Source organism: Streptomyces sp. NPDC006385 (assembly GCF_040612485.1).
Lineage (GTDB): Bacteria > Actinomycetota > Actinomycetes > Streptomycetales > Streptomycetaceae > Streptomyces.
Genome location: NZ_JBEXQG010000126.1, coordinates 1 through 12777 on the forward strand (window position 1 = coordinate 1; position 12777 = coordinate 12777).

The window sequence follows — 12777 nt, forward strand, 5'->3', positions numbered from 1 at the left end:
CTCCTGACCGACCTCAAGGCGGGGCGGCAGGCATGAGTACCCGGCAGATCACGCTGCTCACCCAGGCCGACTGCACCCTGTGCGAGCACGCCAAGCAGGTCCTGGCCAAGGTCGGCGCCGACCATCCGCTCACGGTCACCGAAATCGATCTCACCAGCGAGGAGGGCCAGCGGCTCGGCGCCGCAGCAGGAGTCCTCTTCGCCCCCGGCATCCTTCTCGACGGCCGCCCCTTCGCCCACGGCCGGCTCTCCGAACGCCGCCTGCGACGCGCCCTGACCGCAGCCCGCTGACCGGCACTGCCCTTCCCTCGCCAAGGAGTCCCCGATGTGCGAACTGCTCGACCGCCTTCCCAAGGACCATCGCCTCGGGCGCCGACAGTCAGCAGGAGTCGGCCACCCTGCGTAAGCAGGTCGAGGACCTGCGCCGGCAGATGGCCCACCAGGACGAGATACCGGCCTCCGGCCGCCGCGCTGGAGGGCCATGCTTGCGTCTGCCTCCCCGAGACGGTAGCGAATCGATCGCCCGCTCCCTCGGGAAGAGCACCGACGTCCTCGACAGCCACATCGACCTGCGCTGGAGACGAGCAGCGGCTGGCGACCGCGGTGCGCCGCGTCGAAGGGGTACACGGAGCCTCGGCCGATCACATCTCAGCGGTGCCTGAGGGCGGGCCGCCTTCCGGCATACCACCATCGCGCGGGCGGTGACCGGTGATGCGAGACCAAGAAGAGACGACGGAGCAGCAGGGCGTGCACCCAGATGGGGCGGCAGGCGCCTCCGCGTCACGCCCGGACACGGGTAACACCGGCGAGTGCGCTCTGAAGGAACCCGAAGACTCCGAAAACCCCCTGAAGGGGACGCAACGGCATGCCACGGAGGAGGCCGGGGCCGAGGGTCGGGATTTCCCGGACGACGCCCACGTCAGCGAGGACCAGGTTGAGGGCGACGAGCCACTGCTCCCCGCGCGCGTGCACCGTCCGTCCGACCTGATGCGGCTCCTGGTGGGTGTGCTGGGCATCGTGCTGTTGCTCGCGATCGCCGCGTTCGCGCACGGAACGACCTCGGGCCTGGAGCAGGACATCAACAAGGGCACCGGGCAGGCGCCCGATGTGTTCAGCAAGATGGCCGGGCTGGTGTCCAGCATCGCGATCCTGCTGGTGCCGGTCGCCTTCGCGATCGAGCGGCTGATCAAGCGGGACGGGCTGCGCATCGCCGACGGCGTCCTCGCGGCGGTCCTCGCGCACGGGGTGACGCTCGCCACCGACCTGTGGGTCGCGCGGGCCGCCCCGGAGTCCATCCGGGACGCGCTGACCCAGCCCTCGCCCGGTGACGTCGGCTCCCTCACCGACCCGGTGCACGGGTATCTCGCCCCGGTCATCGCGTACATGACCGCAGTGGGCATGTCCCGCCGGCCACGCTGGCGTGCGGTCCTGTGGGCGGTTCTGGTCCTGTACGCCTTCTCCATGCTGGTCACCGGCTACACGACGCCGTTCTCGATCGTGCTGACGCTGCTGATCGGCTGGACCGTCGCCTACGGCACGCTGTACGCGGTCGGCTCGCCCAACGTCCGTCCCACCGGACGGACCCTGATGGCGGGCCTGAGGCACGTCGGCTTCCGCCCGGTGAGCGCGGCCCGTGAGGAGGTCTCCGACACCGCGGAGACCACCGGCGACCGCGGCCGGCGCTACTTCGTCACCCTCGAGGACGGTCGGCCGCTGGATGTGACGGTGGTCGACCGGGAGCAGCAGGCGCAGGGCTTCTTCTACCGCGCGTGGCGCAATCTCACACTGCGCGGCTTCGCCACCCGCAGCAGCCTTCAGTCGTTGCGTCAGGCCCTGGAGCAGGAGGCGCTGCTCGCCTACGCGGCCATCGCGGCCGGCGCCAACGCGCCCAAGCTGATCGCCACCTCCGAGCTCGGCCCGGACGCCGTGATGCTGGTCTACGAGCACACCGGCGGATACACCCTGGACTCGCTGCCGGACGAGGAGATCACCGACGAGCTGCTGCACGGCACCTGGCACCAGGTGCGGGCGTTGCAGTCGCGCCGCATCGCGCACCGCAGGCTGGTGGGTGACGCGATTCTCGTGGATCGTTCCGGCAAGGTGATCCTCACCGATCTGCGCGTCGGCGAGATCGCGGCCAACAATCTGCTGCTGCGCATGGACGTCTCCCAGCTGCTGGTGACGCTCGGCCTGCGGGTGGGCGCCGAGCGCGCGGTGGCGTCGGCGGTGAGCGTGCTCGGCCCCGACGCCGTGGCCGACTGTCTGCCGATGCTGCAGCCCATCGCGCTGAGCCGCTCCACGCGCGCGACGCTGCGCAGACTCGCCCGGGAGCGCGCCCAGCGCGAGCGCGAGGCGGTCCTGGCGGCCTCCCGGCACGCCCGCCCTGAGGAAGCGCCGGACGACGCCCGGGCCGTACTTGACAAGCCGGACAAGAAGTCCGTCCGGGCGCAGGCGCGCGCGGAGAAGCGGGCCCTCGACGAGGCCCTGGAGGAGGCCCGCGAGGAAGATCTGCTCACGCAGATCCGACAGGAGGTGCTGCGGATCAGGCCGCAGGCCCCGGTCGAGCCGGCCCGGCTGGAGCGGGTGCGGCCGCGGACGCTGATCAGTTTCATCGCCGGCGCCATCGGCGCGTACTTCCTACTGACGCAGCTCACCCACATCGAGTTCGGCCCGCTGATCGCCAACGCCCAGTGGGGCTGGGTCGCCGCGGCCGCGCTGTTCTCGGCAGGGACCTACTTCGCGGCGGCGATGGCGCTGCTGGGGTTCGTGCCCGAGCGGGTGCCGTTCCTGCGGACCGTGGCGGCGCAGGTCGCCGGGTCGTTCGTGAAGATCGTCGCCCCGGCGGCGGTGGGCGGCGTCGCCCTCAACACGCGCTTCCTGCAACGCGCGGGCGTGCGACCGGGGCTCGCCGTGGCGAGCGTCGGCGCCTCGCAGCTGTTCGGGCTCGGCGCCCACATCCTGATGCTGCTCGCCTTCGGCTATCTCACCGGCATCGAGAAGACCCCGTCGCTGTCGCCGTCCCGCACGGTCATCGCCGGTCTGCTGACGGTGGCGGTGCTCGTGCTCGTGGTGACCTCGGTGCCGTTCCTGCGGAAATTCGTCGCCACGCGCGTGAGGTCGCTGTTCGCCGGTGTCGTGCCCCGCATGCTCGACGTGCTCCAGCGGCCGCAGAAGCTGGTCACCGGCATCGGCGGCATGCTGCTGCTGACCGCCGGCTTCGTGATGAGCCTGGACGCCTCGATCCGCGCCTTCGGCAACGAGGACACCTCGATCAGCATCGCCAGCGTCGCCGTCGTCTTCCTCGCCGGCAACGCGCTCGGCTCCGCGGTCCCGACCCCCGGCGGCGTGGGTGCCGTGGAGGCGACCCTGACCGTGGGTCTGATCGCCGTCGGCCTGCCCAGCGAGGTCGCCGCCCCGGCGGTGCTGCTGTTCCGATTGCTGACGCTGTGGCTGCCGGTCCTGCCGGGCTGGCTCGCCTTCAACCACCTCACCCGCAAGGGCGCGCTTTGAGATGATCCCGCCCACCGCTGTATCCCGGGTGCAGAGCCCGGCACGATCCTGCTGCGTAACCGGGTCGGCACTACGCCGCCGGGCAGTCGTCCTCCAGCACCGTCACACCAAGGTCGGGCCGCGCCCCGCCGACCAGCCACCGGTGGCGTACTGCCATGACGGGATTCCGAGCCGCGGCGCCCGCTCGGTGCCTTCGGCCCGCACCAGCAGAACCGGAGCCGGCACCGCCCAGCGCGGCATGACCGACCAGCGGTAGCGCGGTCCTCACGAGGGGTCCTTCGCCTGGCGTTCGGTGAGTGCGGTCCGCAACTCGGCGAGCTCGGCCTCGTCCATCTCCTCGAACAGCCGCACCAGGGTCGCGGTGCGGTCCGCGCCCGTGGCCCAGACCTGGTCGATCCGGGAAGCCGCGTACTCCTCACGGCTCGATGTCGCCCTGTAGCGGAAGGCGCGGCCGTCCTTGGCCCGCTCCAGCCAGCCCTTGCGGTGCAGGATCTCCGTCACCGTCTGCACCGTGTTGTACGCCAGTGCCTGCGGCCGGTCGCGGTTCAGCCGCTCCAGCACCTCACGTACTGTCGGCGGCTGGTCCGAGGCCCAGATCACATCCATGATCGCCTGCTCAAGTTCCCCGAAGCCCCACATCCGGCCACCTCCCTCCGCGAAAACCTAAGATTCATAGTACTTGTGCCCCGCGTCCCGGCCTGGCCGCGGAGGATCCGCCGAGGAATGGGGCGCGTTCCCGACCCCGCGTCGGATCCGCCCGAGCTCCTTCCGACACGGACGAGGATCTTGGAGCTGGGCTGTGGGCGGCGGAACGTGAAGAGCTCTTCCCGCGGGCGGGCGGTTCTCGCGCGTCGTGCCACAGCGGCGGATGCGCTAGGTGCGCGGTCTGCTGAGCCCGTTCTCCGCGACAACAGCCGGCAGCCGGGTATCGCCAGCGGTGTGATCGGACTGACGGGAGTGCTGCCCAACTATCCGACGGCGGCGTTCTTCGCCGTCACCGTGCTGATCACCACCTACCACACCTTCTCCGAGTGGCTGTCGCTGCTGGTCAAGACCCGCTCCAGCCAGGCGGTCAAGAAGCTCCTAGACCTGCGCCCGGACACCGCCCGTGTCGTCCGCGACGGCGCCGAGACCGAGCTCGACCTGGACCAGGTCGCCATCGGTGACCTGGTACGCATCCGCCCCGGCGAGCGGGTCCCCGTTGATGGCCGCGTGTCTTCTGGGTACTCCGCGCTGGACCTCTCAGTGGTGACCGGCGAACCGGTACCGGTGGACCGCGGCCCCGGCGAGGAGGTGGTCGGCGGGTCGGTGAACGGCACCGGAACCCTGCTGGGCGAGGTCACCCGGGTCGGCGAGGAGACGTTCCTGTCCCAGATCGTCCGGCATGTGGAGGACGCCCGCGCTTTGAAGCCCGGGATCCTGCACCTGGTCGACCGCGTGTTGCGCGTCTACACCCGCTGGTGCTGGCCGCCTCCGCGCTCGCCCTTCTCGCCTGGCTGGCCGGTACCGCGCTTGCCGGGGACGGCGATGTACGGCGGGCGATCTTCGCCGCCCTGACGGTGCTGGTGATGGGATACCCGTACGCGGTCGGGATCGCCGCCCCGCTGGCGATCGTCCACGGCGCTGGAGAGGCCGCCGACCACGGCATCGTGATGCGCACCGGCGAGGCATTCCAGACCCTGCGGCAGGTCCGCACTATGGTGCTGGACAAGACCGGCACCCTCACCCTCGGCAAGCCCACCGGCCGCGGCATCCACGCCCACCGCATCAGCGAGGACGAGCTGCTGAGCCTCGCGGCGGCCGCGGAGCACTCCTCCGAGCACCCGCGGGCCGTGGTGAACGCGGCGAACGACCGCGGCCTGGCCGCCGGAGGCCGGCGAGTTAACCTCGCTCACCGAGCTCGGCGTGACCGCCGAGGTGACGGGGCGCGCCGGGTGCTGGTGGGCCGGCCCGCCCTGCTGACCGAGCACGGCATCGACATCACGCCTCTTCAGGAGGCGGTCGAGTCCTGGACGGGCAGCGGGCACTGGCCTGGCCGATTCCCCCACCGTCGAGAGGAGGCGGGCCGTTATGAGCAGCATTACTCACCGCATAGCCACCCTGTTCCGGATGAAGGCGAACAAGGCCCTGGACAAGGCCGAGGACCCGCGCGAGGTCCTGGACTACTCCTACGCCCAGCAGCAGGAGATGCTGCAGAAGGTACGGCGCGGCGTGGCCGACGTGGCCACCAGCCGCAAACGCATCGAGTTGCAGATCAACCAACTGCGGCAATCCAGCGGCAAGCTGGAGGGGCAGGCACAGCAAGCGCTCGCCGCCGGACGCGAGGACCTCGCCCGCGAGGCCCTGACCCGGCGCACCGCGGTGGCCACCCAGCTCACCGACCTCCAGGCTCAGCAGTCCACCCTCCAGGCGGAGGAGGAGAAGCTCACTCTCGCCTCGCAGCGCCTTCAGACGAAGGTGGACACCTTCCGCACCAGCAAGGAGACCATCAAGGCCCGCTACACCGCAGCAGAGGCCCAGACCCGCATCACCGAGGCCGTCACGGGCATCGGCGAAGAGCTGGGCGATGTCGGCATGGCCATGCAGCGCGCCCAGGACAAGACCGAACAGCTCCAGGCCCGCGCCGGCGCACTGGACGAACTGCTCGCCTCCGGCGCGCTGGAGGACGCCACCCTCCCCGCCGGCCGTGACGACATCCAGGCCGAACTCGAGCGCGTCACCGCGGGCCAGGACGTGGACAAGGAACTGGCCCGGATGAAGGCCCAGCCCCCGCCGGCCGTGGAAGGCGGACGCGCCGGGCAGGGCCCGCCGGACCAGGAGACGACATCATGATCATGCGGATTCTCGGCGAGGGCCAGTACGAGATCGCCGAAGAGCACCTGGCCCGGCTCAACGAGCTGGACTCCGCCCTGCAGTCGGCCGCCGACGCGGGCGACGAGACGGCGTTCACCACCGCCCTGTCGGCCCTGCTCGATGGGGTGCGCACTCTCGGCACACCGCTGCCGGACGAGACGATCACCCCGTCCGAGCTGGTGCTGCCCGACGCGGACACCAGCCTCACGCAGGTACGGGCCCTGCTCTCCGACGAGGGCCTGATCCCGGGGTGATGGCGATGCGCAGCCGCCTCGCGCCGGACCGGCAACTGACGGCCCGGATGCTGGTCACGATGTTCCTGCTCGGGCTGCTGTACGTGGCGTTCATCGCCGCGCTGATCGTGCTGCTCAAGTCCGTCGTCCTGGTGGTCGTCATCGCCGCCGGGCTGCTGGGCGCGCAGTACTGGTTCTCCGACCGGATCGCCCTGTACGCCATGCGCGGCCGTCTGGTCACCCGTGAGGAAGCGCCTCAGCTGCACGGCGTCATCGACCGGCTGTGCGCCGCCGCGGACATGCCCAAACCCCGCGTGGCCATCTCCCAGATGGACATGCCCAACGCGTTCGCCACCGGCCGCAACGCCGACCACGCCGTCGTCTGCGTCACCACCGGGCTGCAGCGCCGCCTGGAGCCCGCCGAACTCGAAGGCGTCCTCGCCCACGAACTGTCCCACGTCGCGCACCGCGACGTCGCCGTGATCACCATCGCCTCGTTCCTGGGCGTGATCGCCGGACTTATCGTCCGCTTCGCCTTCTACTCCCAGCTCTTCGGCGGACGCCAGCGCGACCAGAACACCGCCGTCGCGCTCGCTCTCGTGATGGCCGTCTCCGCCCTGGTCTACGCGATCAGCTTCCTGCTCATCCGGGCGCTCTCCCGCTACCGCGAGCTGGCCGCCGACCGGGCCGGCGCCATGCTCACCGCGCGGCCCTCCGCCCTGGCCTCGGCCCTGACCAAAGTCACCGGCGACGTGGCCCGTATCCCCACCCAGGACCTGCGCACCGCCCAGGCGTTCAACGCCTTCTTCTTCACCCCCGCCCTCGGGCCCGGCACCACGGTGGCCAACCTGTTCTCCACCCACCCCAGTCTCGAACGCCGCCTGGAAGCGCTCGCGGAGATCTCCGCACAACTTGGCGAGTCGTCATGACCGCCGCCCCCTGCCGCCCCGGCGACCCGGACCGGTGCGCTGTGCCGGAACCGGTCCGGGCGGGCTACGAGGCGGGAAGGAGCTGAACAGCCATGGGCTTCCTGGATGTCCTGTTCGGGCGGAGCAAGCCAGTCAAGCCCGACCTCGACCAGCTCTTCGGCCTGCCCTCGGCGGCGATCACCCTCCAGGCGGCCACGGGATTCACCCCGACCGGAGCCGGCTCCGTGTGCTTCTCCAGCATCGAAGGCGGCGCCTTCGCACAAGTCCACCAGGACGTGCGCGCACTGCTCGACATGGACACCCAACGGGGCGGCACTCCGGTGCAGTCCAGCCGCGACGACTACGGCTACTCATGGCTGCTCATCCGCCGGAACCCCGACAACCTGCCCGCCCTCGTCGGTGATCTGCACGCGGTGAACACCGCCCTGCAGGACAGCGGCTTCGGTCCGCAACTGCTCTGCTCCCTGGTCGCGTTCCGCGATGCCGAACTACGCCCCCTCGCACTGATCTACCTCTACAAGCGCGGTACCTTCTACGCCTTTGCGCCCCTTCCCGGAGAGAAACGCGACAACCCACTCGAACTCCAGGTCAAGGCCACCCTCGCGGACGACCTGCGCATCGAGCAGGACCTGACCCGCTGGTTCCCCCTCTGGGGCGCCCCCGGCCTGTGACCGGCCACTCTCCTTGCCACGCGGCCAGCGGCCAGCAGCTTCTCGAGCCCACGCGACCTCTCATGCTGCCGCAGACGGCGTGTTCCCTTGCCGCGGCTCGGCGCGGGTGCTGCGCTTCGTGCATCACGTCTCGCCGCATCGGCGGCTGACGAAGGATCCTCGAGACGGACGTCCATGAACGACGACAGACACTCCGCCGAGCGCCAGCCGGTGCGGTACCGGCTTGCGCGCCTGCGGCAATCGGCCCAACGGTGGCTGAAGGGTCAGCTTGCCGTGCTGGCTGCTCTGGCTCTCTTCGCAGTGCTCAAGTCCGGCACGAAGTCCTCTGCGCCCTTCGCAGTGCAATGGATGTCCGGAGCACTGTTTCTCCTGGCTGTGGTCGTTGTCTGCTGGGCGGCGTACCTCGTCAGCCGCGCCGCCTGGTCGGTGCCGAGTGAAAACACGCCGTCGCGGGTTCCTCCCGGCGACGCAGACATGCTGTCGCAGGCCGACCGAAGACTGCGCCGAGGACTCCTTCTGACCTACGTCGCCATGGGGCTGGCCGCCTTGTCCACCACCTCACTGTGGTGGCCCTCGCCCACGTGAGACTCCCGCCTCGCGGGCGGCTGCGCCGTCGGCCGGGCGGGCCGCTTCTGCGCCCTCGTGCCGTCCTCCCACGGCATGCTGGTCACAGCTGACACGCTTCCGCAAAGGTGCCCGCCGCCGTCCGGCCGGCCATGACGCGACGCAGCGCCTTGTTCTCGTACAGCTGCCGGCACCCGGCTAGCTCTCTCTGATCAATTCAGGGGCCGGGGCCGCGCAAGAGGACCCATGGGATGATCTTGCTTGATGAGTGATGAGCAGAACTCCGATGTCCAGCCAGGGCGGCTGACCCGTTCCTTCGCTCGTCTGCGGCAGGCACGGCGCCGGTGGCAGGCCGACAGGGGGCCTCTGGACGAGGCGGCCGAACGCGCCGCCGACGACTTGGAAGATGTCGACCGGCGGGCCCGTGAGCCGGAGGTCCGGTGGGGCCGGAGACGGAGGCTGTCCTGGGAGGAGGCCGCCGAGCGCGCCGCTGCGGACTTGGAGGGCCGGTAGGCGTCTGCCCGCGGTGGGCGCGTGACCTCTCCGCCGCGTATGCGTTGAGCCGGGAGACACGTGCACGCCCCCAAGGCGGCACTCGTGCGGGACGGGCCCGGTTCCTGCCCGGCATCCGGGCCCGTCCGCTGTGATGCGAAGGCTCGGCCTTCGTGCTGGTGAGTTCGCCTCTTCAATGTCGCCGGTCCCCGTGGAACCCACCCTTCGTCGCGGTAGCCCATGACCAGGAGGTTGCCCGTGGGCATGTTGTCGGTATTCAGGTGCGTGGGCGGCACACGCGCCGACGGTCTGAGGCACCTGCGGCGCGGGGGCCGCGTGGGGTCACGTCCTCGGTTGCTGCCGCGCGGAGGCCGCCGCCGGAGCCGCCTTGCCTCTCTCGGCGTTCCTGGTGCTGGCAGGAACTGTGTCCGGGCAATTCGCCGTGCGGGCGGAAGCCATCCCGGTGCCGACGCACGTGAGGCCGGCCGCGAGGACCCCCGCGCAGGCCGTGAGCAGGACAGTCCTTTGGGTAGGTCCGGTCATCCTTCGAAGCCCCGTCTTCCTTCAAGTGGGACGTCTCTGCCGAGCGCAGGACGTGTCGCCTGCTCAAACGACAGATCGGAAGAGCCGGATGCGGGCGGCTACCTGAATGGCGTATCGCATGATTTTCGCTGACGGCTGATGCGTGGCCTGCGGCTTTCGTGTCAACGGCCTTACCTTCGCCAACGGCCTGCGCAAGGACCTCGCCGCCGTCGCCGTAGGCGGAGCTCAGGCGCCGTCGAGGGACACGTGAAGAGGATCATCAGCGGTGCGTCAGGGGCCGGACGGACGGTCCCCCGGTGGGGCCGGCTTGCGCTGTGTGTCCGAGTCGCGCTGTGCGGCCTTGAGCTGGTCGATTTCGGCCCGCAGGCGAACGACCTCGGCCTCGGCGCCCTGGTCAGTACGAGTGCCGGCCTGCTTTCGCGGCTGGTTCTGGCTCGCGTAGCGCCCCATGGACCGCATCATCAGGACCATGGCGACCGGGCAGGCCAGGAGGACCAGAATGAGCAGGATGGTCTGGGACATCATCTACTCCTTCGAAACAGCGGCAGACCGCCGCGACGGTTCGACGCCCTGTCGGGTGTTGGCCCGCGACCGCGCCTTCGAACGTGCCGCTGGGGCTTGCTTCGTCACGCCACGACCGGGTCCGTGTTGCGTGGCCGGGCCGGTGCGCGCGGTCTCGGCCGGCCGGTGGCGCAGGGAGGGCAGGAAGCGGGGAGTGGTGGCCGCGTATTCCTCCCAGGCGGCGCCGAACCGGGCGGCGACCTCGGCCTCCTCACGCCGGGCCAGGCGCCGGTATACCCAGACCAGCACGGGGAACATCACCAGCGTGGGCAGGGTCGGCCACATCAGCAGGAACCCGACCATGATGGCGAGGAATCCGGTGTACTGCGGGTGACGCAGCCGCCGATACGGACCCGAGGTGGCCAGACGGTCCGCTTTCTGGGCCGCGAGCAGCTGCCGCCATCCGGCGCTGATGAGTACGAAGCCGACGATGATCAGGATGTAGGCGGCGATGTGGAAGGGGCTGATGTGCGGGTCGATCTTCCAGCCGATCAGGTCGTTCCACAGGTGGCCCTGGGCGTGGCTGAACCCGAGGTTGGGGAACCAGTTCCCGAGCGGTCCCGCGAGCAGGTAGACGGTCAGCGGGAAGCCGTACATCTCGGTGAACAGGGCCACCGCGAAGGCGGAGAAGCCGCCCAGAACCCGCCAGTCCCGGCCTGTTTTCGGGTGGAAGAAGCTCGCCGCGAAGACCACCAGCAGCAGCGTGTTGATGACCACCATGACCCACAGGCCGTAGCCGTACTCGTTGTTCATCGCGCCTCCCTCGGTGCGTGGGGCGGTCCGGCCGTCAGCGGCCGGGAGTAAGGCAGGTACGAGGGCGCCGGCCCCTGCCTGCGACGCTAGGCCGACGTTGTGAAGCCGCTATGAAGGACCTATGCAGGGGCTCTGTCTCCTGTCCTGAGCCGGCCAGAGTCCGTCCATGTCGCGAAGACCACCTCTGTGGCGCAGGGCGCGAGCGGTGGTCCGTTCAGGAAGCCGCAGGCGATCCGGGCGGTATCGGCACGGATAGCCGCACATCGCGCTGATGACATCGAGGAACCGGCGGTCAGGTTGTCGTCATGGCTGTGGTGGCTTCCGCGATGACGGCGCCCGGCTCGGCCACCCGGGATGCCGGTCGACGCGGGTGACGGGCAGGAGCTCAGAGAGAAGCCGGGCCACCTTCGCGAGTTCATCGTGCTCGGCGCGGCAGCCGGGGCAGATGGCGAGGTGGGCGCCTATCTGTTCGTTCTCCTCCGGTTCCAGGGCGCCGATGACATTGGCGCCCAGGTCCTCGCGCACGGACCCGCAGCCACCCGCTGCTCCCCGGTCGGATCTGCCATCCATGCCCGGCCCCCGATCATTTTCACCTTCCTCGTGACCGCCACGAGCAACCGCGCGGCCTCATTCGCCCGGCGCGCGCAGGCGCGCTTCGCAGGACGAACAGGCGCACGGTCACAGGTGCTTCTCGGCCGGGGGCTCCTGGGTGGTGGCCGCCTCGCGCTCCGCCTGTGCGGCCTGTGCCGCCTTCAAGGAGCGCAGCTCGGCCTGGAGAGCGGTGATCTGCTGGTCGGTCTCGCTGGTCGCGGAGGCGCTGGTCTTCTTCGTGGCTGCGCCGGTGGAGCAGGAGGAGCCCTGCGCGCCCGTCTTGCCCTGGCCGCGCATCATGAAGATCATGCTCAGCGGGCAGATGGCGAGGATCAGCAGAGGCAGTGCCGCCGCGATCCATGCGGGCTTGAGCAGGAGCACGCCGACGGCGACGATGCCGAGTCCGGCGAGGACCTTTTTGTTCAGGCACATGTGATTCCTCCGAGTAGGTCGCCATTTCATGTGGTTTGGCATGAAAGGTGATGCATGCCGCAGAATAGGAGGAGGCTGTGAAGAAGCGATGAGCATGCGGTGGGCCGCCGATGTGCGTTCTCTCTGGCTCCGCGGGCTATTTCCAGTGGCGAAGGCCGATGAAGGCGATCAGCAGGCCGGCGATCTGGGTGCCGATGTGGTGCGGATCGAACGGCACCACGGTGAAGCCGGTGGCGGCACCGAGCAGGCCGATGGCCACCAGCAGCAGCCCGAGCGGGAGCAGCGTGTAGAGCAGGACGTTGTCACGTGTCGACCGGGTACTTCTCAGGCCCCGCAAGCGGTGTGGTTCTCGGCTCATTGCGTTCTCCGGGGCGCGGTGGAGGGCTCGTCGGGACGAGCGTCTGCCGTGTCGTCGTCTGCTGCCGGCTCGGGCGCCCGCTTCGGTGAGCCGATGGTCGCGGGCCTGTCCTGCTCGGCGACCGGGGTTGGGGAGCGGCCGTGGCGGGCTCGGCGGTCTGCTCGGACGTCATGCTCAGCGCGGCACGGCGCGAGGGGCGGCGCAGCCAGAGGAAGGCGACCGCGGCGGTGAACAGCAGCAGGCTGGTCCACACGTTCAGGCGCAGGCCGAGGATGTGGTTGGCGGGGT

At 70.1% G+C, this 12777-nt stretch carries 15 protein-coding genes; 9 read left to right on the forward strand and 6 right to left on the reverse strand.

Annotated features, from left to right (window positions below; translation table 11 throughout):
- Window positions 1-32: 32 nt before the first annotated feature.
- A complete protein-coding gene (locus tag ABZ078_RS42965) occupies window positions 33-290 on the forward strand; it encodes a glutaredoxin family protein (protein WP_356583980.1) in 258 nt (85 codons plus the stop codon).
- A 420-nt stretch (window positions 291-710) separates the two neighbouring features.
- Window positions 711-3509, forward strand: a complete 2799-nt coding sequence (locus ABZ078_RS42970) for a lysylphosphatidylglycerol synthase domain-containing protein (protein WP_356583981.1) — start codon at window positions 711-713, stop codon at window positions 3507-3509.
- Between the two features lie 264 nt (window positions 3510-3773).
- Here the strand turns inward: ABZ078_RS42970 and ABZ078_RS42975 are convergent, their stop codons facing one another.
- A complete protein-coding gene (locus ABZ078_RS42975; protein ID WP_356583982.1) occupies window positions 3774-4148 on the reverse strand; it encodes a BlaI/MecI/CopY family transcriptional regulator in 375 nt (124 codons plus the stop codon).
- Between the two features lie 300 nt (window positions 4149-4448).
- Here ABZ078_RS42975 and ABZ078_RS42980 point away from each other — a divergent pair, with 300 nt between their 5' ends.
- The 7 genes from ABZ078_RS42980 to ABZ078_RS43010 all read left to right on the forward strand — a co-directional run bounded on the left by ABZ078_RS42980 (window position 4449) and on the right by ABZ078_RS43010 (window position 9272).
- The gene (locus ABZ078_RS42980) at window positions 4449-5066 is read left to right on the forward strand and encodes a hypothetical protein (RefSeq protein WP_356583983.1); all 618 of its coding nucleotides are present in this window, start codon (window positions 4449-4451) and stop codon (window positions 5064-5066) included.
- 513 nt (window positions 5067-5579) lie between these two features.
- Window positions 5580-6341: a PspA/IM30 family protein gene (locus ABZ078_RS42985; RefSeq protein ID WP_356583984.1), complete on the forward strand. Its 762-nt coding sequence runs from the start codon at window positions 5580-5582 to the stop codon at window positions 6339-6341.
- Window positions 6338-6616: a hypothetical protein gene (locus ABZ078_RS42990; protein ID WP_356583985.1), complete on the forward strand. Its 279-nt coding sequence runs from the start codon at window positions 6338-6340 to the stop codon at window positions 6614-6616. The genes ABZ078_RS42985 and ABZ078_RS42990 overlap by 4 nt, the downstream gene beginning before the upstream one ends.
- A 5-nt stretch (window positions 6617-6621) precedes the next feature.
- Window positions 6622-7524: a zinc metalloprotease HtpX gene (gene htpX / locus ABZ078_RS42995; protein ID WP_356583986.1), complete on the forward strand. Its 903-nt coding sequence runs from the start codon at window positions 6622-6624 to the stop codon at window positions 7522-7524.
- A gap of 92 nt (window positions 7525-7616) precedes the next feature.
- Window positions 7617-8195 carry a hypothetical protein gene (locus ABZ078_RS43000; protein WP_356583987.1) on the forward strand — a complete coding sequence of 193 codons (579 nt, stop codon included), beginning with the start codon at window positions 7617-7619 and terminating at the stop codon, window positions 8193-8195.
- A 174-nt stretch (window positions 8196-8369) separates the two neighbouring features.
- A complete protein-coding gene (locus tag ABZ078_RS43005) occupies window positions 8370-8780 on the forward strand; it encodes a hypothetical protein (protein ID WP_356583988.1) in 411 nt (136 codons plus the stop codon).
- A 243-nt stretch (window positions 8781-9023) separates the two neighbouring features.
- Window positions 9024-9272, forward strand: coding sequence for a hypothetical protein (locus tag ABZ078_RS43010; protein ID WP_356583989.1), 249 nt, complete (start codon window positions 9024-9026; stop codon window positions 9270-9272).
- Window positions 9273-10064: 792 nt separating this feature from the next.
- Here ABZ078_RS43010 and ABZ078_RS43015 read toward each other — a convergent pair.
- From ABZ078_RS43015 to ABZ078_RS43035, 5 genes are all read right to left on the reverse strand, one after another.
- Window positions 10065-10316: a DUF2933 domain-containing protein gene (locus ABZ078_RS43015; RefSeq protein WP_356583990.1), complete on the reverse strand. Its 252-nt coding sequence runs from the start codon at window positions 10314-10316 to the stop codon at window positions 10065-10067.
- Window positions 10317-10319: 3 nt separating this feature from the next.
- Window positions 10320-11108 carry an isoprenylcysteine carboxylmethyltransferase family protein gene (locus tag ABZ078_RS43020; protein WP_356583991.1) on the reverse strand — a complete coding sequence of 263 codons (789 nt, stop codon included), beginning with the start codon at window positions 11106-11108 and terminating at the stop codon, window positions 10320-10322.
- Window positions 11109-11411: 303 nt separating this feature from the next.
- Window positions 11412-11678, reverse strand: coding sequence for a zf-HC2 domain-containing protein (locus ABZ078_RS43025; protein WP_356583992.1), 267 nt, complete (start codon window positions 11676-11678; stop codon window positions 11412-11414).
- Between the two features lie 108 nt (window positions 11679-11786).
- Window positions 11787-12131: a DUF2933 domain-containing protein gene (locus ABZ078_RS43030; RefSeq protein ID WP_356583993.1), complete on the reverse strand. Its 345-nt coding sequence runs from the start codon at window positions 12129-12131 to the stop codon at window positions 11787-11789.
- A gap of 136 nt (window positions 12132-12267) precedes the next feature.
- Window positions 12268-12489: a hypothetical protein gene (locus ABZ078_RS43035; protein WP_356583994.1), complete on the reverse strand. Its 222-nt coding sequence runs from the start codon at window positions 12487-12489 to the stop codon at window positions 12268-12270.
- Window positions 12490-12777: the final 288 nt, after the last annotated feature.

Excerpts from the sequence above, each read along its gene's own strand:
- ABZ078_RS42965 (WP_356583980.1), top strand. The coding sequence starts at position 33 with ATGAGTACCCGGCAGATCACGCTGCTCACCCAGGCCGACTGCACCCTG.
- ABZ078_RS43010 (WP_356583989.1), top strand. The coding sequence starts at position 9,024 with ATGAGTGATGAGCAGAACTCCGATGTCCAGCCAGGGCGGCTGACCCGT.
- ABZ078_RS43005 (WP_356583988.1), top strand. The coding sequence starts at position 8,370 with ATGAACGACGACAGACACTCCGCCGAGCGCCAGCCGGTGCGGTACCGG.
- htpX (WP_356583986.1), top strand. The coding sequence starts at position 6,622 with ATGCGCAGCCGCCTCGCGCCGGACCGGCAACTGACGGCCCGGATGCTG.
- ABZ078_RS43030 (WP_356583993.1), bottom strand. The coding sequence starts at position 12,131 with ATGTGCCTGAACAAAAAGGTCCTCGCCGGACTCGGCATCGTCGCCGTC.
- ABZ078_RS42985 (WP_356583984.1), top strand. The coding sequence starts at position 5,580 with ATGAGCAGCATTACTCACCGCATAGCCACCCTGTTCCGGATGAAGGCG.
- ABZ078_RS42975 (WP_356583982.1), bottom strand. The coding sequence starts at position 4,148 with ATGTGGGGCTTCGGGGAACTTGAGCAGGCGATCATGGATGTGATCTGG.
- ABZ078_RS43020 (WP_356583991.1), bottom strand. The coding sequence starts at position 11,108 with ATGAACAACGAGTACGGCTACGGCCTGTGGGTCATGGTGGTCATCAAC.
- ABZ078_RS43000 (WP_356583987.1), top strand. The coding sequence starts at position 7,617 with ATGGGCTTCCTGGATGTCCTGTTCGGGCGGAGCAAGCCAGTCAAGCCC.
- ABZ078_RS42990 (WP_356583985.1), top strand. The coding sequence starts at position 6,338 with ATGATCATGCGGATTCTCGGCGAGGGCCAGTACGAGATCGCCGAAGAG.
- ABZ078_RS43015 (WP_356583990.1), bottom strand. The coding sequence starts at position 10,316 with ATGTCCCAGACCATCCTGCTCATTCTGGTCCTCCTGGCCTGCCCGGTC.
- ABZ078_RS43025 (WP_356583992.1), bottom strand. The coding sequence starts at position 11,678 with ATGGATGGCAGATCCGACCGGGGAGCAGCGGGTGGCTGCGGGTCCGTG.
- ABZ078_RS42970 (WP_356583981.1), top strand. The coding sequence starts at position 711 with ATGCGAGACCAAGAAGAGACGACGGAGCAGCAGGGCGTGCACCCAGAT.
- ABZ078_RS43035 (WP_356583994.1), bottom strand. The coding sequence starts at position 12,489 with ATGAGCCGAGAACCACACCGCTTGCGGGGCCTGAGAAGTACCCGGTCG.